22 protein-coding genes and 2 tRNA genes are annotated in these 22183 nt (G+C 64.8%); 15 read left to right on the top strand and 9 right to left on the bottom strand.

What is annotated here, in order from left to right; all coding sequences use genetic code 11:
- Positions 1 to 23: 23 nt before the first annotated feature.
- Both RM463_RS05705 and RM463_RS05700 read right to left on the bottom strand, forming a co-directional pair.
- A complete protein-coding gene (locus RM463_RS05705; RefSeq protein WP_311429319.1) occupies positions 24 to 1325 on the bottom strand; it encodes an NCS2 family permease in 1302 nt (433 codons plus the stop codon).
- A gap of 186 nt (positions 1326 to 1511) precedes the next feature.
- Positions 1512 to 2144 carry a riboflavin synthase subunit alpha gene (locus RM463_RS05700; protein WP_311429318.1) on the bottom strand — a complete coding sequence of 211 codons (633 nt, stop codon included), beginning with the start codon at positions 2142 to 2144 and terminating at the stop codon, positions 1512 to 1514.
- 386 nt (positions 2145 to 2530) lie between these two features.
- Between RM463_RS05700 and RM463_RS05695 the strand changes: the two genes are divergently transcribed.
- From RM463_RS05695 to RM463_RS05680, 4 genes are all read left to right on the top strand, one after another.
- The gene (locus RM463_RS05695) at positions 2531 to 3592 is read left to right on the top strand and encodes a methionine ABC transporter ATP-binding protein (RefSeq protein WP_311429317.1); all 1062 of its coding nucleotides are present in this window, start codon (positions 2531 to 2533) and stop codon (positions 3590 to 3592) included.
- Entirely contained in the window at positions 3573 to 4226 is a 654-nt protein-coding gene (locus RM463_RS05690) for a methionine ABC transporter permease (RefSeq protein ID WP_195689359.1), read from the top strand. Before RM463_RS05695 ends, RM463_RS05690 begins: the two co-directional genes overlap by 20 nt.
- Positions 4227 to 4302: 76 nt before the next feature.
- A complete protein-coding gene (locus tag RM463_RS05685) occupies positions 4303 to 5097 on the top strand; it encodes a MetQ/NlpA family ABC transporter substrate-binding protein (RefSeq protein ID WP_311429316.1) in 795 nt (264 codons plus the stop codon).
- Between the two features lie 125 nt (positions 5098 to 5222).
- Positions 5223 to 5681: a GAF domain-containing protein gene (locus RM463_RS05680; RefSeq protein ID WP_311429315.1), complete on the top strand. Its 459-nt coding sequence runs from the start codon at positions 5223 to 5225 to the stop codon at positions 5679 to 5681.
- A 55-nt stretch (positions 5682 to 5736) separates the two neighbouring features.
- Here RM463_RS05680 and RM463_RS05675 read toward each other — a convergent pair.
- The 3 genes from RM463_RS05675 to glpK all read right to left on the bottom strand — a co-directional run bounded on the left by RM463_RS05675 (position 5737) and on the right by glpK (position 7524).
- A tRNA-Val gene (locus tag RM463_RS05675) sits at positions 5737 to 5813 on the bottom strand.
- A 25-nt stretch (positions 5814 to 5838) separates the two neighbouring features.
- Positions 5839 to 5915, bottom strand: a tRNA-Val gene (locus RM463_RS05670).
- A 124-nt stretch (positions 5916 to 6039) separates the two neighbouring features.
- A complete protein-coding gene (glpK, locus tag RM463_RS05665) occupies positions 6040 to 7524 on the bottom strand; it encodes a glycerol kinase GlpK (protein WP_311429314.1) in 1485 nt (494 codons plus the stop codon).
- A 182-nt stretch (positions 7525 to 7706) separates the two neighbouring features.
- Here glpK and RM463_RS05660 point away from each other — a divergent pair, with 182 nt between their 5' ends.
- Positions 7707 to 8465, top strand: coding sequence for a DeoR/GlpR family transcriptional regulator (locus RM463_RS05660; RefSeq protein WP_311429313.1), 759 nt, complete (start codon positions 7707 to 7709; stop codon positions 8463 to 8465).
- Positions 8466 to 8629: 164 nt separating this feature from the next.
- The gene (gene glpD, locus RM463_RS05655; protein ID WP_311429312.1) at positions 8630 to 10156 is read left to right on the top strand and encodes a glycerol-3-phosphate dehydrogenase; all 1527 of its coding nucleotides are present in this window, start codon (positions 8630 to 8632) and stop codon (positions 10154 to 10156) included.
- On the opposite strand, the gene RM463_RS05650 is transcribed toward glpD, so the two are convergent.
- Positions 10113 to 10730, bottom strand: a complete 618-nt coding sequence (locus RM463_RS05650; protein WP_311429311.1) for a histidine phosphatase family protein — start codon at positions 10728 to 10730, stop codon at positions 10113 to 10115. The two genes, glpD and RM463_RS05650, sit on opposite strands and share 44 nt — an antisense overlap.
- 103 nt (positions 10731 to 10833) lie before the next feature.
- On the opposite strand from RM463_RS05650, the gene phnD reads away from it, so the two are divergent.
- From phnD to RM463_RS05625, 5 genes are all read left to right on the top strand, one after another.
- Positions 10834 to 11838 carry a phosphate/phosphite/phosphonate ABC transporter substrate-binding protein gene (phnD, locus tag RM463_RS05645; RefSeq protein ID WP_311429310.1) on the top strand — a complete coding sequence of 335 codons (1005 nt, stop codon included), beginning with the start codon at positions 10834 to 10836 and terminating at the stop codon, positions 11836 to 11838.
- A gap of 84 nt (positions 11839 to 11922) precedes the next feature.
- The gene (gene phnC / locus RM463_RS05640; protein WP_311429309.1) at positions 11923 to 12732 is read left to right on the top strand and encodes a phosphonate ABC transporter ATP-binding protein; all 810 of its coding nucleotides are present in this window, start codon (positions 11923 to 11925) and stop codon (positions 12730 to 12732) included.
- The gene (gene phnE, locus RM463_RS05635) at positions 12719 to 13534 is read left to right on the top strand and encodes a phosphonate ABC transporter, permease protein PhnE (RefSeq protein WP_311429308.1); all 816 of its coding nucleotides are present in this window, start codon (positions 12719 to 12721) and stop codon (positions 13532 to 13534) included. The genes phnC and phnE (RM463_RS05635) overlap by 14 nt, the downstream gene beginning before the upstream one ends.
- Positions 13528 to 14337 carry a phosphonate ABC transporter, permease protein PhnE gene (phnE, locus tag RM463_RS05630; RefSeq protein WP_311429307.1) on the top strand — a complete coding sequence of 270 codons (810 nt, stop codon included), beginning with the start codon at positions 13528 to 13530 and terminating at the stop codon, positions 14335 to 14337. Before phnE (RM463_RS05635) ends, phnE (RM463_RS05630) begins: the two co-directional genes overlap by 7 nt.
- A gap of 153 nt (positions 14338 to 14490) precedes the next feature.
- Positions 14491 to 15555, top strand: coding sequence for an endonuclease/exonuclease/phosphatase family protein (locus RM463_RS05625; protein WP_311429306.1), 1065 nt, complete (start codon positions 14491 to 14493; stop codon positions 15553 to 15555).
- 120 nt (positions 15556 to 15675) lie between these two features.
- Here RM463_RS05625 and RM463_RS05620 read toward each other — a convergent pair whose 3' ends face one another.
- On the bottom strand, positions 15676 to 17055 hold the full coding sequence (locus RM463_RS05620) for a lyase family protein (RefSeq protein WP_195689370.1): 1380 nt from the start codon (positions 17053 to 17055) through the stop codon (positions 15676 to 15678).
- A 204-nt stretch (positions 17056 to 17259) separates the two neighbouring features.
- Here RM463_RS05620 and RM463_RS05615 point away from each other — a divergent pair, with 204 nt between their 5' ends.
- Both RM463_RS05615 and RM463_RS05610 read left to right on the top strand, forming a co-directional pair.
- The gene (locus RM463_RS05615) at positions 17260 to 17637 is read left to right on the top strand and encodes a phasin family protein (protein ID WP_409228416.1); all 378 of its coding nucleotides are present in this window, start codon (positions 17260 to 17262) and stop codon (positions 17635 to 17637) included.
- 172 nt (positions 17638 to 17809) lie between these two features.
- Complete coding sequence (locus RM463_RS05610; protein WP_311429305.1) at positions 17810 to 18361, top strand: carboxypeptidase-like regulatory domain-containing protein; 552 nt, start codon at positions 17810 to 17812, stop codon at positions 18359 to 18361.
- Between the two features lie 13 nt (positions 18362 to 18374).
- Here RM463_RS05610 and hda read toward each other — a convergent pair whose 3' ends face one another.
- Together hda and RM463_RS05600 are read right to left on the bottom strand one after the other, a co-directional pair.
- Positions 18375 to 19076: a DnaA regulatory inactivator Hda gene (gene hda / locus RM463_RS05605; protein ID WP_311429304.1), complete on the bottom strand. Its 702-nt coding sequence runs from the start codon at positions 19074 to 19076 to the stop codon at positions 18375 to 18377.
- Entirely contained in the window at positions 19073 to 20152 is a 1080-nt protein-coding gene (locus RM463_RS05600; RefSeq protein ID WP_311429303.1) for an AI-2E family transporter, read from the bottom strand. Before RM463_RS05600 ends, hda begins: the two co-directional genes overlap by 4 nt.
- Before the next feature lie 125 nt (positions 20153 to 20277).
- On the opposite strand from RM463_RS05600, the gene purM reads away from it, so the two are divergent.
- Together purM and purN are read left to right on the top strand one after the other, a co-directional pair.
- Positions 20278 to 21342, top strand: coding sequence for a phosphoribosylformylglycinamidine cyclo-ligase (gene purM / locus RM463_RS05595; RefSeq protein WP_311429302.1), 1065 nt, complete (start codon positions 20278 to 20280; stop codon positions 21340 to 21342).
- The gene (purN, locus tag RM463_RS05590; protein ID WP_311429301.1) at positions 21339 to 22076 is read left to right on the top strand and encodes a phosphoribosylglycinamide formyltransferase; all 738 of its coding nucleotides are present in this window, start codon (positions 21339 to 21341) and stop codon (positions 22074 to 22076) included. The genes purM and purN overlap by 4 nt, the downstream gene beginning before the upstream one ends.
- Positions 22077 to 22183: the final 107 nt, after the last annotated feature.

Below are 22183 nucleotides of genomic sequence, written 5' to 3'. Positions count from 1 at the left end.
GGTTCTCGGTAGTGAGTGTTCGTTCAGTCGAGGAACAGGAACTTGGCGGCAAACAGCAGGGCCAGCACGATCACCGCGGGGTTGAGATCGCGGAAGCGGCCCGACAGCGTCTTGATGGCAACGAAGCTGATGAAGCCCAGCGCAATCCCTTCCGCGATGGAGAAGGTCAGCGGCATGGCCAGGGCAGCGATCAACACCGGCGCGGCATCCGTGGGGTCATCCCAGTTGGCGTGAGCCAGGCTGCTGGCCATCAGCACCGCCACATAGAGCAGTGCGCCGGCGGTGGCATAGGCCGGGATGGAACCCGCCAGCGGGGCGAAGAACAGGCTGATCAGGAACAGCACGGCCACCACCACGGCGGTGAGGCCGGTGCGTCCGCCCGAGACGATACCGGCGGTGGACTCCACATAACTGGTGGTGGTGGAAGTGCCCAGCACGGAGCCGGCCATGGAGGCCGTACTGTCGGCCATCATGGCACGACCGATGCGCGGCAGCTTGCCCTCCTTGTCCAGCAGCCCCCCCTTGTGGGCCACGCCGATCAGGGTGCCGGAGGTGTCGAAGAGGTCGACGAACAGGAAGGCGAAGATCACGCTCAGCATGGCGATATCCAGCGCCCCGGCCAGGTCCAGCGCCATGAAGGTGGGCAGGATGGAGGGCGGCATGGACATCAGGCCACCATACTCGTTATGCCCCAGCAGCATGGAGAGCACGGTGATACCGAGGATGCCGATCATCACCGCGCCGGTGACCCGCATGTAGGAGAGCGCGGTTATCACGAAGAAGCCCAGCAAGGCATATAGTGCCGAGGGCTCGGAGAGGTCCCCCACCGACACGTAGGTGGCCGGATTGGCGACCACTATGCCGGCATTCTTCATGGCGATCATCGCCAGGAACAGGCCGATACCGGCCGCGATGCCAAGACGCAGCGAGAGCGGAATCGAGTTGATGATCCACTCACGCACCCGGAAGATGCTGAGCAGCAGGAAGATGAACCCCGAGAAGAACACCGCCCCCAGGGCCGCCTCCCAGGTGTAGCCCATGCCGAGCACCACACCGTAGGTAAAGAAGGCGTTGAGCCCCATGCCCGGCGCCTGGGCGATGGGGTAGTTGGCCCACAATCCCATCACCAGACAGCCCAGTGCCGCGGCCAGGCAGGTCGCCACGAAGACCGCACCATAGTCCATCCCAGCCTCGGAGAGGATGCTGGGGTTGACGAAGATGATGTAGGCCATCGTCAGGAAGGTGGTGATCCCCGCGATGACCTCGGTCTTGATGCTGGTGCCGTGCTCGGCTAGCTTGAAATGATTGTCTATCAGGCTCTTCATGGGGCTCGTTCCTGCGCGCGTGGACGGTATGAGAGTTCCCCGGGGGGCGGGAAAAGCGGCACATGGTACCCAAAGCCCTCCGTTGATGCGAGGCGACCGCCTATTCGGCGGTCTTCAATCCTGCACTCTGTATAAGCAACTCATGGGCCAATCGCCAGTCCATCCACCAACGCCCTCTCGACGTCGCTACTGGGTCGCCCTGGTCGCCAGCACCCGCTCGACCGTCTCGACGATCGCCTGGGTCTGGGGATCGATCTCGATATTGACCCGGTCACCCGGCACACGCTCCCCCAGGGTGGTGCGCTGCAGGGTCTCGGGAATCAGGTCGACGCAGAAGCGTGGCCCCTGCCCGCCGGTGGCCTGGCGTACCTCGCCGATGGTGAGGCTCGCGCCATCCACACCGATATAGCCCTTGTCGAACAGGAAGCGTCCCAGGGCATGCGGCAGCTCGAACCATAGCCGACGGTTGTTGGGCGCCTCATCGAGCTCGACCAGCTCGGCCTGCGCCATGATATGTCCCGACATCGCGTGGCCACCGATCTCATCGCCGAAGCGCGCGGCCCGCTCGATATTGACGCGATCCCCCACCGCCAGGGTGCCGAGATTAGTGACCCGCAGCGTCTCGCGCATCAGATCGAAGCTCACCCCCTCCTCGGCGATGGCGGTTACCGTCAGGCAGACCCCGTTATGGGCCACCGAGGCGCCGATCTCCAGCCCACTGCGCAGCGCTTCCGGCAACAGGACGACATGGGTTCGGAAGGCCTCGGCCTCCTGGATGGCCACCACCTCGGCGGTGCCCTGCACGATGCCAGTGAACATGGCGTCTCCTTGGCTGCTGGCGCCCCCGGTCCGGGGCGGAAAGAGGCATGAGTGTAGGAAATTCTTCCCCTCCCCGTCCATCGCCGTGCAGTTCCACAATATCCACTGGAAAACACGTCATCGACAAAGCATGTTATGGCGCAAGGCGCCATCCAGCAGGAAGCCATGCGGCAGGATTGACAGGTCCCCGGCCGACCCCTATCCTTGCCGGCTACATTGAATGGCGCCGATTTGAACCCGGCTTGCGGGCGCCCGCGGCATGACTCGATCAAGCCGTGAAGTGCAGCTAAAAGGGTGTGTCCAGCGTTGATGGCCACCCGCCAGGGTGGCCTTTTTTTTGCCCCCATCCTGCACCGCCCGCCTCGGCGCCCCCAGCGGTGGCATCCATGATCCGACTCCACAACGTTTCCAAGACCTACCAGCTCAAGGGACGCCGTGATGGCGTCGCCCGAAGCGTCCAGGCACTCAAGCAGGTCGACTTCCACGTGCCCGCGGGCCAGATCCATGGTGTGATCGGCCTCTCCGGGGCCGGCAAGTCGACGCTGATCCGCTGCGTCAACCTTCTCGAGCGCCCCACCACAGGCACCGTCACCGTCGATGGGCGGGAGCTCACCGGCCTGTCGCGCCAGGCGCTCAACCAGGCGCGGCACGGCATGGGCATGATCTTTCAGCACTTCAACCTGCTGACCAATCGCACGGTCTTCGCCAACGTCGCCCTGCCCCTGGAGCTGATGGGCATGCCGCGGGCCGAGATCCGCAGCCGCGTTACCCCCCTGCTGGAGATGGTCGGCCTCGCCGACAAGGCCAGCCAGTACCCGGCCCAGCTCTCCGGCGGCCAGAAGCAGCGTGTGGCCATCGCTCGCGCGCTGGCCAGCCGCCCCAAGGTACTGCTTTGCGACGAGGCGACCTCGGCCCTCGACCCCCAGACCACCGGTTCGATCCTCGCCCTGCTGCGCGATATCAACCAGCAGCTCGGCCTGACCATCCTGCTGATTACCCATGAGATGGAGGTGGTCAAATCGATCTGCCATCGCGTCAGCCTGATCTCCGACGGCGAGCTGGTGGAAGAGGCCGAGGTGGGCGACTTCTTCACCTCACCGAACACGCGCCTAGGACGTGAGTTCCTCAATGACTTTCTCAAGCTGGAGCCTCCCCGCGCCCTCATCGAGCGCCTCGAGGAGTCACCGGGCCCGCACACTCATCCGGTGGTGCGACTGGCCTTCCGTGGCGATGCCGTGGCCGCACCGCTGGTATCGCGTCTGGCCAGGGAGTGCGGCGTCGACGTCAGCATCCTTCAGGCCAAGGTGGAGTCGATCCAGGAGCGCACCCTGGGCCTGATGATCGCCGAACTCATGGGTCCCGCGGCCAAGACCCGCGAGGCCCTCGACTATCTCGAATCCCACGACCTGCAGGTGGAGGTGCTCGGCCATGTCCAGCGCGATGCTTGAACTGATTCTCAAGGCAACACTCGACACCCTCTATATGGTGGGCATCTCGGGTGTGATCTCGGCTCTGGCGGGCATCCCGCTGGGAGTGCTGCTCTATGTCACCCGTCCTGGCCAGGTGCTGGCCCAGCCGGTGCTCAATAATGCACTGGGCATCATCACCAATATCGGCCGCTCCATCCCCTTTATCATTCTGATGGTGGCGATCATCCCCTTCACGCGCATGCTCGTTGGCACCTCCATCGGCACCAACGCCGCCGCGGTGCCACTGACCATCGCCGCCATCCCCTTTATCGCACGCCTGGTGGAGGGTGCGCTCAACGAGATCAATCCGGGCCTGGTCGAGGCCGCCCAGTCGATGGGCGCCACCCCCTGGCAGATCATCCACAAGGTACTGCTGCCGGAGGCCAGGGGCGGCATCTTCACCGCCCTTACCGTTACCATCGTGACCCTGGTGAGCTACTCGGCCATGGCCGGTGCCGTCGGCGGCGGCGGCCTGGGCGACCTGGGTATCCGCTACGGCTACAACCGTTTCAACCCCACCATCATGCTGATTACCGTGGCGATCCTGGTCGTCATGGTGCAGGGCTTTCAGAGCCTGGGGGATTATCTGGTGCGAAAGAGCGATCACAAATAGCCAAAAGCTATTTAAATCTTTATTCTTATTTCGTTATCATCATTTCCACCGACTCGAGACTTGGAGATTCCGCCTCATGCACAAGACATTGCTCACTACCGCCCTCGCCTCCGCCCTGGCCCTGAGTGCCGGCGCCGCCCTCGCCGATGATCACGCCATCAAGGTCGGCACCGTCGCCGGCCCCGAGACCCAGGTGATGGAGGTCGCCGCCGAGATCGCCCAGCGCGAGTATGGCCTCGAGGTGGAGATCATCGAGTTCACCGACTATGTCACCCCCAATGCCGCTCTGGCCGACGGCAGCCTCGATGCCAACGCCTACCAGCACGAGCCCTACATGCGCTCCATGGTGGAGGATCGTGGCTACGACTTCGCCATCGCCGGCTACACCTTCGTCTACCCCATCGGCGCCTACTCCGACAAGTACGACAGCATCGAGGAGCTCCCGGACGGCGCCACCATCGCCCTGCCCAACGACCCTTCCAACGAGGGCCGCTCCCTGATCCTGATGCATAATCTGGGGCTGCTGGAGCTGACGGATCCCGAGAACCTCGAGGCCACCCCGCTGAATATCGCCGCCAATCCGCGTGACTTCGAGTTCCGCGAGATCGAGGCCGCCCAGCTGCCGCGGGTGCTGCCCGATGTGGACATGGCCTTTATCAACAACACCTTCGCCCAGCCCGCCGGCCTGACCCTGGATGACGCCCTGATCAAGGAGGGCCCGGAGTCCCCCTATGTCAACCTGATCGCCGTGCGTGGTGGTGACGAGGAGCGTGAGGCGATCCAGCAGCTGGTCAAGGCCTATCAGACCGACGCGGTCGAGGCCAAGGCCGAGGAGCTGTTTGGCGCCCAGGCGGTACCCGGCTGGAAGTGAGCGCAGGAGGATATGCCGCCTTACACGCCACGCATATCCATCCTTAGCGACTCATGACATCGGAATTGACAAGCAACAAGCAAGGGCCGGCCGCAAGGCCGGCCCTTGCATTTCAAGGAGCCAAGATGACACCCGACTACTCGCTGCTGAACCGCCAACTGGCGGCGCTGCTGGATACCCGTGACTGGCTGACCAACAGCGCCCAGACCTGCGCCTTTATCATGGAGCAGGTACCCGACCTCAACTGGGTCGGCTTCTATCTACAGGGCGAGCCCGAACTGCTTACCCTGGGCCCCTTCCAGGGCAAGCCGGCCTGCCACCCGATCCCCTTCAGCAAGGGGGTGTGCGGTGCCGCGGCACGCACTCGCACCACTCAGCGGGTGGATGACGTCCACGCCGTGGCCGACCATATCGCCTGCGATGCGGCATCGCGGTCCGAGCTGGTCGTGCCGGTCATCGTGAACGATGACCTGTGGGGCGTACTCGATCTGGACAGCCCAAGGCAAGCCCGCTTCAGCGCGGTCGATCGGGAGGGCGTCGAGGCCCTGGTCGCCACCTTTATCGAGCGCACCGACCTCACCTAGCACCCCTGCAAAGCAAATCACCCCCGCAGCGAGGCTGCGGGGGTGATTCGAAATCTGGTAGGACCAGGCGGATTTGAACCGCCGACCTCCACGATGTCAACGTGGCGCTCTAACCAACTGAGCTATGGTCCTAAGGAATGCTGCCAGAGGTGAGACCTGGTAGGACCAGGCGGATTTGAACCGCCGACCTCCACGATGTCAACGTGGCGCTCTAACCAACTGAGCTATGGTCCTGCATCTCGCCGGCTGCATGGCATCATGCGTGGCAACGGATGCGTATTCTACCCATCCGCTCCGAAAATGCAAGCCCAATATTCCCACCAAGGCCGAGGAATCAGCATCTTGGCCCGGCACGGGGCTACTGGGTGCGCACCCGCTCGACGGCCTCCTTCCAGCCGGCATAGAGGCGCTCACGCTCCCCCTCGTCCATCTGCGGCGAAAATCGCCTTTCACACCGCCAGAGTCCGGCAATCTCCTCGAGGTCGCGATACCACCCCAGGCGCAGGCCGGCGAGATAGGCGGCGCCGAGTGCCGTGGTCTCCAGAACCGTCGGTCGGTCCACCGGCACACCGAGCATATCGGCGAGAAACTGCATCACCCAGTTGTTGGCGACCATGCCGCCATCGACCCGCAGGATGCCCGGGGATGCCGCCATATCGTCATCCATGCACTCCTGCAGGTCCCGAGTCTGATAGCAGACGGCCTGCAGCCCGGCGGCCACGATCTCCGCAATCCCGGTGTCTCGGGTCAGACCAAGAATGGCACCTCGCGCCCGGGGGTCCCAGTGCGGTGCCCCGAGACCGGTAAAGGCCGGCACCAGATAGACGCTGTGTCCACTGCGGGTCTGGCAGGCCAGGGCTTCCGTCTCGGCGGCATCGGCAAACAGCCGCAGGCCGTCTCGCAGCCACTGCACGGTGGCCCCCGCCACGAAGATGCTGCCCTCCATGGCGTAGGTGGGCTTGCCATTCAGCCGATAGGCCACCGTGGTCAGCAGGCGGTTACGCGAGACCTCGGGACTCTCCCCGGTGTTGACGATCATGAAGCAGCCGGTGCCATAGGTACTCTTGCCCATGCCCGGCGAGAAGCAGGCCTGGCCGACCAAGGCGGCCTGCTGGTCGCCCGCCACCCCGGCGATGGGCAGCTCATGCCCCAGCCACTGGCGCTCCAGCACACCGAAGTCGTCGCTGGAGTCCTTGACCTCGGGCAGCAGGCTCGCCGGAATATCGAACAGGGCCAGCAACGCCTCGTCCCAACACTGTTCATGGATATTGAACAGGGCCGTACGCGAGGCGTTGGTGGCATCGGTGGCGTGCACTCGACCACCGGTCAGGCGCCAGATCAGGAAGGTATCGACGGTGCCGAAGGCCAGCTCGCCACGCTCGGCCCGGGCCCGGGCATCAGGCACCTCATCGAGCAGCCAGGCCAGCTTGGTGGCCGAGAAGTAGGGATCGATCAGCAAACCGGTCCGCGCCTGAACATCATCCAGATGACCCGCCCGGCGCAAGGCCTGGCACGCCTCGTCGGTGCGACGGTCCTGCCAGACGATGGCGTTATACAGCGGCTCCCCGGTGTTCCGATCCCATACCAGGGTCGTCTCGCGCTGATTGGTGATACCGACCCCGTCGATCGCCCGGGGGTCCACACCCGCCATGGTCAGCACCTCGCGACAGGTGGCGAGCACGCTCTCCCAGATATCCTCGGGGTCATGCTCGATCCAGCCATCGTTGGGAAAGTGTTGGGGAAATTCACGCTGTGCCGAGGCCACGCACTCCCCATGGCGGCCGAAGAGGATCGCGCGGGAGCTGGTAGTGCCCTGGTCGATGGCCAGAAGGTATGAAGCCATGGCAAGCATCCTGTGACGGGGTTAACGGCAAGCCTGGGCGAAGCCCTGACGGCAATGTTCGTTTATGATCATTCAGACTACTCCAGTCGATCACCGCGCTCAAACGCCAACGCCCCGACACACCGCCGGCGACGGCCGTGGCGATGAAGGCGATGAAAAATCCGGGAAGCCGAGGAGACCCCATGAATCAACAGCAACGCCAGGACGCGATCATCGAGCTGGTGCGTCGCCAGGGCTATGCCAGCATCGAGCAGCTCACCGAACACTTCGCGGTCACGCCCCAGACCATCCGCCGCGACCTCAACACCCTCTCCGCCGAGGGGCGCATCCGCCGCGTCCATGGCGGGGCTGGCCTGGAGTCGAGCACCGTCAATACCGCCTACTCGACCCGCAAGACCCTCAATCTCGAGGCCAAGCAGCGTATCGCCGCCCTGCTCGCCCGCCACGTGCCCGACCACTCCTCACTGTTCATCAATATCGGCACCAGCAACGAGGTGATCGCCGAGGCACTGCTCGCTCACCAGGGGCTGGAGGTGATCACCAACAACCTCAATGTGGCGGCGATCCTCCAGCACAAGGAGGACTTCAACGTGATCATCGCCGGCGGGCAGGTTCGCTCCCGCGATGGCGGCATCATCGGCGAGGCGACCATCGACTTTATCAACCAGTTCAAGGTCGATTTCGGCATCATCGGCATCAGCGGCATCGACGAGGATGGCTCACTGCTGGAGTTCGACTATCAGGAGGTGCGGGTCGCTCAGGCCATCATCCGCAACTCCCGCAAGGTCTTTCTGGCCACCGACCACTCCAAGTTCCAGCGCAACCCGGTGGTTCGCCAGGGCAACCTGGCCCAGCTCGACGCCCTGTTTACCGACCGCACGCCACCCGACGCCATCTGCCGCCTGCTCGAGCAGCATGATGTGACGCTGCATATCGCCTGACTCCCGCTTTCTCGCCTGACACCCCTTGCCCGACGCCCCTTGCCCGATGTGCACACGCTGACCTGCTGGACTTGGGGCAAGACCGCGCCTTGATGTTCGTTTTGCTTTCGTCTATTTTCGAATTCAAACATCATGCGACGCCGGATACTCCGGAAGGAAGCCCCATGAACGATACGTCCGATGAGGTGCTCGACCTCTTCGTGATCGGCGGCGGCATCAACGGCAGCGGCATTGCCAACGATGCCGCCGGCCGTGGCCTGACGGTCGGCCTGTGCGAGCAGGGGGACCTCGCCGGCGCCACCTCGTCGGCCAGCAGCAAGCTGATCCACGGTGGCTTGCGCTATCTGGAGCATCACGAGTTTCGCCTGGTGCGCGAGGCCCTGCGCGAGCGTGAGGTGCTGCTCGCCAAGGCCCCGCATATCATCTGGCCACTGCGCTTCATCCTCCCGCACCGCTCTCACCTGCGTCCGACCTGGATGCTGCGTGCCGGGCTGTTCCTTTACGATCATCTCGGCAAGCGCAAGAAACTGCCTGGCTCACGGGCCATCACGCTTACCCCAGACCTGGGCCTGATCCCCGAGATCACCCGCGGATTCGAATACTCCGACTGCTGGGTGGATGACGCCCGTCTGGTGGTGCTGAATGCCATCCAGGCTCGCGACAACGGCGCCGAGATCATGGTCGGCACACGCTGTATCGGGATCAAGGAGGCGGAGGGTCAATGGGAGATCGAGCTGGAAGAGTGCGACTCGGGCCGACGCCTGACCCGGCGTTGCCGCACCCTGGTCAACGCCGCCGGCCCATGGGTGGAAGAGGTGATAAGTCGCCAGGCCAGAAGGACTTCACGCTACGGGGTGCGCCTGATCCAGGGCAGCCATCTGGTGGTGCCCCGCCTCAACCAGGATGAGCGGGCGTTTATCCTTCAGAACAGCGACGGACGCATCGTCTTCGTGCTGCCCTATGATGAGGGGTTCAGCCTGATCGGCACCACCGACCGGCGCTACCGGGGCGACCCCGCCAAGGTCGAAGCCAGCGAGGAGGAGGTCGACTACCTGCTCTCGGTGATCAACGCTCACTTCACCGCCCGGCTCACCCGTGATGACGTAATCCGCACCTTCTCCGGCGTACGCCCACTCTGCGACGACGAGTCGGCGGATCCTTCGGCCATGACCCGAGACTACACTCTCGACCTGGACACCCAGGGCGCCCCATTGCTCTCGGTATTCGGCGGCAAGATCACCACCTACCGAAAGCTCGCCGAGGCGGCCCTGACGGCCCTGAGCCCATATCTCCCAAGGATGGCCGCCACCTGGACCGCCGCCACCCCACTGCCCGGGGGGGATATCGGCGACCAGGCCGGCTTCGAGGCACGCCTGCTGACGAGCCATCCCTTTCTGGATACCGCCCAGGCGCGGCGCTTTGCACGCACCTATGGCAGCCTGTGCCACACCTTTCTCGACGGCAAGGACTCCCAGGCCGCCCTCGGCGAGGCATTCGGCGCCGGACTGACGGCCGCCGAGGTGGACTACCTTATCGAACGGGAGTGGGCGCGCTCCCTCGATGACATCCTGTGGCGGCGAACCAAGCTCGGACTGAGCCTGACGGCCGACCAGCAACAGCAGCTGGATCACTACCTGGCCCGACGGATCAGCCGCCACCCGGAACAGCAGGCGCCGACGGCAAGAGGGTGATGCTCGCCGGGCTGAGCGGCTCGCGCTCGCGATGCCGGCTCAGCTCACGTCCCTCCAGGGCGGTCAGCAGGATCTGCAACGGATCTCCGTGGCTGACCAGCAGGATGCTCTCCCCGTTATGGCGCCGCTCCAGCTCGGCGATCACCGCCCGCATCCGTGCCGCCACCTCGACCACGCTCTCTACCCCCGCATGGTGGTGGCCCGGGTCGCGGGCATCACTGGCCCAGACCTCGGCATAGCGGTCATCCTGTTCGCCCTCGAGGCTGCCGAAGTGGCGTTCCCGCAGGCGCGGCTCGGCGTCGAGCTCGAGCCCGAAGTGCCCTGCGATGCGCTCTGCCGTCTCGCTGGTACGCCGGAAGTCCGAATGCAGGATGCGGTCGGGGACCGCCCAGTGCCAGTTAGACAGCAGACGATCGAGCTGCTGCTGCCCCTGGCGGGAGAGGCCGTAATCGGCCAGCCCGCGCTCCGGCGAGCTGATGATCACTCCCTGCTGGTTGGCCAGGCTGTGGCCATGGCGCATCAGCAGGTAACGGTTCTGCCACTGACCTTTCACGGCAGGGAAAGTGGTTGACATGCTTTCATCCCGAACTCTAGATTGGGTTGATGGTATTCGGAATCAATCATTCACATGTCGATTTCCGAACGCGTCACACAACAATAATCTCACGAGGCACACCATGATCCACCATCCTTTCCGGTCTCGAAAGCTCCCGCTCGCCACGCTGGCCCTCTCCTCGCTGCTGCCCCTCTCCCTGCTGGCCGCGACCCAGGCCCAGGCTCAGGAGGAGTGCGAACGCGGCGCCCTGGATGCCATCTACTGCGACGAGAACGGCGACATGGTCGCCGACCGCCCGACCGACGAGTCCGAGTGGGCCGACCCCGACACCCTGATCTTCGCCTACACCCCGGTGGAAGATCCGGCGATCTATTCCGATATCTGGCAGCCATTCATCGAACACCTCGAGGAGGTGACCGGACGCGATGTGCGCTTCTTCGCCGTGCAGTCCAACTCGGCTCAGGTCGAGGCGATGCGCAGCGGTCGCCTGCATATTGCCGGTTTCTCCACCGGCCCCACCCCCTTCGCCGTCAACCTGGCGGGGGCCGTGCCCTTCGCGCTGATGGGCTCCGACGACGGGCGTTTCGGCTACACCCTTCAGCTCTACACCCACGTCGACTCCGGCATCGACGAGCTGGAGGATCTCAAGGGCAAGCGGGTCGCCCATACCTCGCCCACCTCCAACTCCGGCAACCAGGCGCCGCGAGCCCTGTTCCCCGAGATGGGCATCGTCCCTGGCGAAGACTATGAGGTGGTCTACTCCGGAAGCCACGACCAGTCCATGCTCGGCGTGGTGGCCCAGGACTACGACGCCGCCCCGGTCGCCTCGGAGGTCGTCGAGCGCATGGCCGCCCGTGGTCTGTATGACCCGGATGACGTCAAGATCCTCTATGAGTCGGACAGCTTCCCGACCACCTCCTACAACTACGCCCATAACCTGCACCCGGACCTGGTCGACAGGATCGAGGAGGCCTTCTTCAGCTTCGACTTCGCCGGCACCGAGCTGGGCGAGGAGTTCGAGGGGGTCGAGAAGTTTATCCCCATCAACTATCAGGAGCACTGGAAGGTGATCCGCACCATCCAGAGTGCCAACGGGGTCGAGTACACCCCCGATAACCTCGAGTAATCCTCGCTGACAAGACGACGCCGGCCGGCTCCAAGGCCGGCGTCTCTGTCACTCCGTCGCTCCTTCGCCTGCCTGGATCCGCCGATGCTGGAGATAACCAACCTGATCAAGCGCTACGGTCAGGACGAGCCCGTGCTCAAGGGGCTCGACCTGGCCGTGGAGGGCAATAGTGTCGTCGCCATCGTCGGGGCCTCCGGCGCCGGCAAGAGCACCCTGCTGCGCTGCATCAACCGACTCGTGGAGCCCACCTCGGGATCGATCACGCTCAACGGCACGGAGATCGTCAACCTTCGCCGGCGGGATCTGCGCCGCGTGCGACGCAAGATCGGCATGGTCTTCCAGGGCTTCAACCTGATCGACCGCCTCACCGTGATGGAGAATGTGCTGGCCGGCCGGCTGGGCTACGTCAGCCTCTTCCAGGCCGTGACACGCCGCTTTCCGGCGGAGGATATCGAGCGCGCCTTCGTGCTGTTGGAACGCGTGGGGATCGCTCACTATGCCAACAAGCGTGCCGACGAACTCTCCGGGGGTGAGCGCCAGCGGGTAGGGGTGGTGCGCGCCCTGATGCAGGAGCCGGAGGTGCTGCTGGCCGACGAGCCCACGGCGTCACTGGACCCACGCACCTCGGAGCAGATCATGGTGCTGCTGCAGAGCCTGGCCAGCGAGCTATCGCTGCCGGTACTGATCAATATCCATAACGTGGCCCAGGCCAGGAGCTACACCGACCGTATCGTCGGCCTGCGACATGGCACCATGATCTTCGATGGCACGCCCGGCGAGTTCGACAAGGAGGCACTGGACGCCATCTACGGCGGCATCGAGTCGCCGGAAGACGCGACCACGACACCCGAGACGGGCTCGGAGGAGCGGGAGAGCGATCATGACCCGACCTGATCCCAGCGAGAAGAGCGACGCCCGCGCCTGGCGCAAGCCGCCCTTTATCGCCAACCCCCTGTTGCGCTATGGCCTGCTGGTCCTGCTGGCAGGCTATCTGAGCTGGGCACTGGCCACCCTGCCCTTCAACTGGGAGCGCATCGGCGAAGGGCTGCCACGGGCGGCGCGCATCTTCGGCGGTGGCTTTCCGCCGAACTTCTCCCGCTTCGACCTGCTGCTGACCGGCTTCACGGAGAGCCTGCAGATCGCCATTCTCGCCACTCTGCTCGGGGTCCTGCTGTCGATCCCCTTTGCGGTGATGGCGGCACGCAACATCGCCCCCCTGCCGATCTACCTGCTGGGCCGCACGGTGATCATCGTGTCTCGCAGCTTCCACCCGGTGATCGTCGCCATTCTGTTCGTGGCGGCCGTCGGCTTCGGCCCCCTGGCAGGGATCCTGACCCTGACCCTCTACTCCATCGGCTTCGTCGGCAAGCTGCTCGCCGAGGAGATCGAGGAGATCGACTGGGGCCAGGTGGAGGCCATGCGCTCCACCGGCGCCGGCTACCTGGCAACGCTCCACTATGCCGTCTTCCCCCAGATCCTGCCACGCCAGGTAGGGCTTTCGATGTATCAGCTCGACAGCAATCTGCGCGCCTCCGCGGTGGTCGGGATCGTCGGAGCGGGGGGCATCGGCAGCACCCTGATGAATGCCTTCGGGCGCTACGACTATGACTTCGCCTTCGCCATCCTGCTGGTGATCATCGCGGTGATACTCATCAGCGAGGGCGTCAGCGGCTGGGTAAGGAAGAGGATATGGTAGACAACGACGACCTGCTGGCCGCTCGCATCTGGCGACGCCACAACCCCCGGGAACAGCTTGCCCGCTATGGCGCGATGCTGGTGACGCTGATGCTGGTGGTCTGGGCGGTACGCGATATCGACATCTTCTGGCCCTGGGTGTGGGATGCGCCCAACCAGATCTCGAGCCTGGGGTCTCGCATGTGGCCGCCGGACCCGAGCCGACTCGGCGAGATCCTCGATGCCATGGTCGAGACCGTGCATATCGCTACCCTTGCCACCATGCTGACCATCTTCATCGCCCTGCCGGTCTCCTATATCGCCGCCCAGAACACCACGCCCAATCGTGCCTGCATGTGGCTAGGCCGCTTTATCCTGGTGGCGAGCCGCTCGGTCAATACCATCATCTGGGCACTGCTGTTCGTGGCGATCTTCGGCCCCGGCGTGCTGGCCGGAATACTCGCCATCATGTGTCGTTCGGTGGGGTTCATCGGCAAGCTGATGGGTGAGGCCATCGAGGAGATCGACCGCCGCCCGGTGGAGGCCATGGAAGCCACCGGCGCCTCGAAGGCGAAGGTGATCGTCTATGCCATCGTTCCCCAGGTGGTTCCTGCCTTCTTCGCCATCGTCATCCTGCGTTGGGATATCAATATCCGGGAATCCACGGTGCTGGGGCTGGTCGGAGCCGGCGGCATCGGCGTGATCCTGCAGGGCTCCATCGACACCTTCGCCTGGCAGACGGTGGCTACCATCCTGGTCGCCATCATCCTGCTGGTCCTGGTCGGCGAGGCCATCACCGCCCTGCTGCGCCGCCGCGTCATCTAGTCGAGTCCGCGTGCTCCAGGCGAAGCGGCAATGACCGAGCCAGCAACAGTCGAGCCAGCAACAGTCGAGCCAGCAACAGTCGAGCCAGCAACAGTCGAGCCAGGAAACGCGACGGAGTATGCTGGCGCCATACCTTACAAGAGAGCCAGCGCCATGATCTCCATTCTCTACACCGCGCTTGCCCTGCTGCTGCTCGTCATTACCCTGGCGGCCCGGCTGCGCGTCACCTGGTGGTGGATCCGCATCGCCGAATTCCCCCGCGTGCAGCTGGCCAGTGCCGCCCTGCTGCTGCTGCCCATCGGGGCATTCGCCGACAGCCCCTGGTCGTGGGTCGGCCTGGGCGCCAGCCTGCTGGTCGTGGCGATCCAGCTCGCCTATGTGCTGCCGTGGACCCCACTATGGCCGGTACAGGTGAAGGCGGCCGAGCCGGGCAACGATGATCGCTGCCTGACGCTGCTGATCGCCAATGTGCTCACGCCCAACCGCAATGCTCAGGGTCTGATCACCCAGATACACGACCACCGACCCGATATCGTGCTGACGCTGGAGTCGGATGGCTGGTGGCAGGAGCAACTGGATGACGCCCTGAACCAGGAGTGGCCGCATGCCGTGCGGATTCCGCTGGACAACCTCTATGGCATGCACCTCTACTCCCGCCTGCCCCTGATCTCACCCCGGGTCGAGTGGCTGATTCAGGACGACATTCCATCGATTCTGACCGGCGTCCGGCTACGCTGCGGCGACGAAATCCGCTTCCATGCCCTGCATCCGCGTCCGCCTGCCCCCGGTGAGAGCAAGGAGTCCCTGTGGCGCGACGCGGAACTGATGCTGGTCGGCAGGGCCATCCACGCGGATCCGGTACCGACACTGGTGGCCGGAGATCTCAACGATGTCGCCTGGTCACGCACCACCCGGCTGTTCTGCCGGGTCAGCGGCATGCTCGACCCACGCCGTGGTCGCGGCATGTTCAGCACCTTCCATGCCAGGTATCCCCTGCTGCGCTGGCCGCTGGATCACGTTTTCACCAGTGAACACTTCACCCTGCGCGAGCTGAAGCGACTCGACGGCTTCGGCTCGGACCACTTTCCGATCCTGAGCACGCTCTGCTTCCGGCCTGTCCGGGCCGATGAGCATGACACCCCCGAGGCCGAACAGGCCGAGCACCGCAAGGCTCGGAAAACCGCTCGCGAGGGCAAGGTGCAAGAGCAGCAAGAGTAAGCCGTAAGCCGTAAGCCGTAAGCCGTAAGCCAGTATGTGGGTACCAGGCTTTTTGACAGGTTTTTTTCTTACAGCTTAAAGACCATAGCTTACAGCTCTCGGTGTAGCCGAGCTCCGGGCCTATTGCGGAATGCCACCTCGCGTCAACGCGGCCGGGTCCAGCAGCCGCTCCAGCTCCTCGCGGGAGAGTTCGGTCTGCTCCTCAGCCACCTCGATGATCGGCCTGCCGGCCTGATAGGCCTGCTTGGCGATGGCCGCCGCAGCGTTGTAGCCGATCACCGAGTTCAGCGCCGTGACCAGGATGGGGTTGCGTGACAGCGGCTCGGCGAGTTTGTCTTCACGCACCTGGAAAGTGGCGATGGTCCGATTGCCGAGCAGCCAGGCGGTGTTGCTCATCAGGGTGATCGAGCTCAGCAGGTTGTGAGCCACCAGCGGCAGCATCACATTGAGCTGGAAATTGCCGCTCTGCCCGGCAACGGTAACCGCGGTATCGAGCCCGATCACCTGAGCGGCCGCCTGGGCCGCCGATTCCGGAATGACCGGGTTGACCTTGCCCGGCATGATCGAGCTGCCCGGCTGCAGGGCCTCGAGCTCGATCTCGCCGAGGCCCGCCAGTGGACCGGAGTTCATCCAGCGCAGGTCATTGGCGATCTTCATGATCACGCAGGCCAGGCCCCTGAGCTGGCCGGAGAGCTCCACCGCCGCATCCTGGGAACCCAGGCTGGCGAAGAAGCTGTCATTGGGGGTAAAGGCGAGACCGGTCTGGGCGGAGAGCTCCGCGGCCATACGGGTGGCAAATTCGGGATGGGCATTGATCCCCGTTCCTACCGCCGTGCCCCCCTGCGCCAGCCGACAGAGCCTGACCAGGGCACTGTCGAAACGCTCGATCGCCTGCCCCAGCTGGCTCGACCAGCCACCCAGCTCCTGGCTCATGCGCAAGGGCATGGCGTCCATCAGATGGGTGCGACCGGTCTTGACCACACCGTCAAGCTCAGTGGCGCGATGATCGATGGTCTCACGCAAATGCACCAGGGCGGGCCGTAGCCGGTTGGTCACCTCCAGCGCCGCCGCGACATGAATGGCGGTGGGAATCACGTCGTTGCTGGACTGCCCCATATTGACATGGTCATTGGGGCCCACCTCCACCCCCTCACGGCTGGCAAGGTTGGCCAGCACCTCGTTGACGTTCATGTTGCTGGAGGTACCGGAGCCGGTCTGGAAGACGTCCACCGGGAAGTGATCATCATGCTCACCACGAATCACCTTCTCGGCGGCGGTGACGATCGCCTCCGCGCGTTTGGCATCGAGCAGGCCCAGCTCGGCATTTACCCGTGCCGCGGCCAGCTTGATGCGGGCGATGGCATGGATGAAGGGGGCCGGCATCGCCTGACCCGAGACCGGGAAATTGTTGACCGCACGCTGGGTCTGGGCCCCATAGAGCGCCTCCGCCGGCACCTCCAGTGCTCCCATGCTGTCACGTTCGCTACGTGTCGCGTTCATCTCTCGCCTCCTGATGTGGGCAATGAATGACTCCCTCCCACCATGGTGCCACCGGGCGGATTCGGCAAGGCCCACCTCTCCCTGCGCTTGTCGAGATAATCGGCGATATCAATGTTGCGCTGCACAAGACGCCCTGCTATTGTGCATTGCAACAGAGCAGAAATCGCTCCCATGTGCACAGTGAAACCAGGAGGTTCCACCATGATGAACGCCTTCAACTTCGACACCAAGGCCTTCGATACCAAGCAGTTCGAGTCCATCTTCTTCGCCCCGGCACGCGCCTATGCCAACCTGGCGGTGGACTACAGCGAGAAGCTGGCCCACGCCCAGCTGGACGCCACCAAGGCCTACACCGATACCGGCCTGGCCCAGCTTCGCAGCCTGATGAGCGTGAAGGATGCCGAAGGCCTGCGCTCCTACATGGAAGGCCAGCAGAAGGTCGCCAAGGACCTGGCCGAGCGCCTCAAGGGTGACGCCGAAAAGGTCGCTTCCCTGCAGCAGGACTTTGTCCAGCAGAGCCAGAAGCTGACCGAGGAGAGTGTCAAGCAGGCTCAGGCGGCCAGCACCAAGGCCAGCCAGTAAGCACTGACACCAGGGAGGGGCTGCCCTCCCCGCGCTCCGCGAGAGCCTGAACCGCCGCCCCACCAAGGCGGCGGTTTGCGTTGGTGACGACCTGCCTTCGGCGCCCCTTTTACGCTACCCTTGGTCGAGGCACGGGGCGCCCATCGACATGAAACCGGATAGGAAGCTCATCATGAAACGCCATATCCCCCTCGTTCTGGCGGCACTGGTGCTGGCTGGCTGCGAGGTCGTCCCCCCCGCCCCCACAGAGCGCATCGAAGTCATCGAGCGAGGTGAAACCCAGCGCGACGCTCCCCGGGAGGTTCGCCAGGAGCGACGCGAAGCGACGCCTCCACGCGCCGCCAGGGAGGTCGCCTTTCCGGAGGATGAGTATGCCAGGCTCGACAAGCAGGGCAGCGCAGTCGTATCCGGTCGGCTGACGCTGAGCGGGCAACCCATCCCCGATGCCGGCGTCTCGGTGGCACCGGTCACCAGCTACTCGGCCGAGGCTGCCGAGAAGGCCCTGGCCGGCATCGCCGTGGAGCCCGCCGACCCCAGGGCGAGGGAGTACACCCACACCACGCGTACCGATGGCAACGGCTATTTTCGGCTCGCCGGCCTGCCCGCCGGCGAGTTCTACGTCTCGGGCGCCGGCCCCGATCCCCGGAGTGGCAAGCCCAGGGTGGTGATCCGCCAGATCTCGCTGGGTAACGGCCAGCAGCGGGAGGTGTCACTCTCACGCTGACACCGCGGTGGCTCTACCAGCCCAGCGCCTGCTTGACGAAGGGGATGGTCAGCTTGCGCTGGGCGGAGAGCGAGGCCCGATCCAGCTCCTCCAGCAGGCGGAACAGCTCGTCGAGCCGGCGTGGGCCGCGGTGCAGGATATAGCGAGCCACATCATCGGTGAGCAGCATGCCACGCACCCGGGCGCGTAGCTGGAGGGCAGCCAGGCGCCCCGCATCATCCAGCCCCTGGACATGAAAGGTCACGCCCCAGATCAGGCGCGAGGCCAGGTCGGGCAACTTCACGGGTAGCTGGCGTGGTGGCGCCTCGGCGGCCACTATCAGTCGCTTTCCGGCATCACGCAGGCGGTTGTAGGCGTGAAACAGCGCCTCCTCCCAGCGCGGCCGGCCCACCACCCGCTCCAGATCATCGATGGCCACCAGATCCAGACGCTCGATATCCTCGAGCATCAGCGGGGGGAAGTGGCCAAGCTCCTCCAGCGGCAGATACAGCGCACGCCGATCCTGATCCGAGGCCCCGTGGCAGGCCGCCTGAAGAAGATGGCTCCGCCCCACGCCCGGCGCGCCCCACAGGTAGAGGAAGGGCTCCCCCTCCTGTTCCAGCTGCTGGGCCAGGCGCCCCACCAGGGTGGCATTGGGACCGGCGTGAAAGTTGGCGAAGGTGGCATCGTCACGCAGCCCCACGCCCAGTGGCAGCTGCGCGGGCGCACGGCTCATGGTGACTCCTTGTCGTGGCGATGATTGTGGGTCTCGTCGTACAAGGCACTACTCTTGTAACGGGCATTGAGTTCCCGCAAGAGTACCATGATCACGGCCGCGGCCGGCAGCGCCAGCAGCACTCCGGTAAAGCCGAACAGGTTGCCACCGGCCAGTACCGCGAAGATCACCGCCACCGGATGCAGACCTATCTTGTCGCCCAGCAGCTTGGGCTGCAGCACCACGCTCTCGACCACCTGGCCGAAACCGAACACGGCGGCCACGCCCAGCAGCATCCACCACTCACCGCTCTGGAAGAAGGCCACCACCCCCGCCACGCTGATGCCGACGATGACACCCAGATAGGGCACGATGCTGGCCAGCCCCGACAACAGGCCGATCAACAGGCCGAAACGCACGCCCAGCAGCGTGAGGCCGATGGCATAGATGATGCCCAGGCACAGCATCACGATCAGCTGGCCGCGCAGGAACGACGACAGCACCTCGTCACACTGGCCGGCCAGGCGCTTCGCGGTATCTTCCCAGCGCCTCGGCAGCCAGTCACGCACCTTGGCCACCAGGACGTCCCAGTCGAGCAGCAGATAGAAGGTGACGACAGGAATCAGCGCCAGATTGCCGATCCAGCCGGCCAGCGCCAGACCCGAGCGCGATACCCCGGAGAGCAGGGTCGCCGCGAAGGTGCCGGTCTCCTTCCAGTTATCCACCACCGCCTGACGCAGGGCGTCGATATCGGTGGTAAGGTCCAGGCCGGTCAACGACTGGACCCTCGGCACCATCGTCTGCTGCACCCAGCTGAGCACCGCCGGCAGCGACTCCACCAGCTGGCCGAGCTGACGCCCCAGCACCGGCACGACCAGCAGCAGGGCGACCACGATGACCAGTATCAGCAGCAGGAACACCAGCGATACGGAGAGTCGACGGGAGAGTCCCAGTGCCTCCAGGCGGTCGGCCAGGGGATCACCGAGATAGGCCAGCACCATGCTGACGAAGAACGGCATCAACACCGGCTCGATACTGATAAAGAACCACAACGCCAGCGCTGCCACCCCGGCTGCAACCCACCACTGCCTGCGCATTGCTACCTCCTTGTTTCGCGACCGCCGACGGGCTGCCAGCCGTTCGCGGTGATGCTACAATTCTGGCCCTGATTTGCCTACCATGCGGCGACTCTCGCTGCATCGACTACCCGACAGGACTCCCGATGACCGACTCCTCCAAACGCCCCTCGCTCAGCTACAAGGACGCCGGTGTCGATATTGACGCCGGCAACGCATTGGTCGACCGCATCAAGGGGGTCGCCAAGCGTACCACCCGGCCGGAAGTGATGGGTGGACTAGGTGGCTTCGGCGCCCTCTGTGAACTGCCCGCGGGCTACCGCGAGCCGGTACTGGTCTCGGGCACCGATGGCGTTGGCACCAAGCTGCGCCTGGCCATGGATCTGGGCCGCCACGACACCATCGGCATCGATCTGGTGGCGATGTGTGTCAACGACCTGGTCGTGGCCGGTGCCGAACCGCTACAGTTCCTCGACTACTATGCCACGGGCAAGCTCGATGTGGAGATCGCCGCCGATGTGGTCGAAGGCATCGGCGTCGGGTGCGAGAAGGCCGGCTGTGCGCTGGTCGGCGGCGAGACCGCCGAGATGCCTGGCATGTACACCGGCAGCGACTATGACCTGGCCGGCTTCTGCGTCGGCATCGTGGAGAAGTCCGAGATCCTCGACGGCAAGCGTGTCGCCGAGGGCGACGTGCTGCTGGGCATGGCCTCATCCGGCCCCCACTCCAACGGCTATTCGCTGATTCGCAAGATCCTGGAGGTCTCCGGTGCCTCGCTGGATACCGAGCTCGACGGCGAGTCGCTGGGCGATGCGCTGATGGCACCGACACGCATCTACGTGAAGCCGCTGCTGTCGTTGATCAAGGAGAGTGCCGTTCCGGTCCATGCCCTCTCCCATATCACCGGCGGTGGCCTCACCGAGAACCTGCCCCGGGTACTGCCCGAAGGGCTCGCCGCCCGGGTCGATGTCACCGCCTGGGAGCGCCCGGCGATCTTCGAGTGGCTGCGCGAGCAGGGCAATGTGGCCGAGGAGGAGATGTACCGGGTACTGAACTGCGGCATCGGCATGGTCATCGTGGTGCCGGCCGAGAAGGCCGACGAGGCGCGTGCCCACCTTCAGGCGCAGGGCGAGACGGTCTACCGTATCGGCGAGATCGTCGCCGGCGAGGCCGAGGGTGAACAGGTGATCCTGGAGAACCTGGCAGGATGAGCGAGCGTTACGAGAGCGACACCTTGCAGGACTTCACCCCGGAACCCGCTGACACCCGCCGGGTGGTGGTGCTGATCTCCGGCAACGGCAGCAACCTTCAGGCGCTGATCGATGCCCAGACCCACGACGAGCTGGGTGGCGAGATCGTCGCGGTCGTCTCCAACGAGCCCGATGCCTACGGGCTGACTCGTGCTCGGGAGGCGGGTATCGATGCCGTGGTGCTGCCCCACCGCGAGTACGAGAGCCGCGACGCCTACGATGGCGCCCTGATCAAGGTGATCGAGCGCCACGAGCCGGTCCTGGTCGTCCTCGCCGGCTTCATGCGTATTCTCACCCCGCGTTTCGTGCAGCGCTTCATGGGACGACTGATCAATATCCACCCGTCGCTGCTGCCCGACTACCAGGGCCTCAATACCCATGCCCGGGCACTGGCCGACGGCGTCACCCAGCACGGCTGCAGCGTGCACTTCGTTACCGAGGAGCTCGACGGCGGACCGGTCCTGATGCAGGCCGTGGTCGAGCTCGCCGAAGGGGAGAGCGAGGAAACGCTGAAGGAGAAGGTGCATGCCCGGGAGCACCTGATCTACCCCATCGCCGTGAAGTGGTGCCTGGAGGGACGCCTGCAGTTCACGGGCCAGGGGGCGACGCTGGATGGCACGCCGCTACCGCCTCAGGGCCTGCGCATGTCCCATGCCGATGCCGCCGAGGAGCTGGACGAGGATCTGGAGCCGTAAGCTGAAAGCCAGATAGTCAAAAGCGAACCTCACCAGCCTTGCGGCGGTGGGGTTCGCTTTTTCTGACGGCTTCAAGCTTGTGGCTGACAGCACCCGGGTGCAGCCCG

Source organism: Halomonas sp. LES1 (genome assembly GCF_031846005.1).
Lineage (GTDB): Bacteria > Pseudomonadota > Gammaproteobacteria > Pseudomonadales > Halomonadaceae > Halomonas.
Note: the sequence above shows the minus strand (reverse complement) of the source record. Positions and strands in the feature narration are given on the sequence as shown.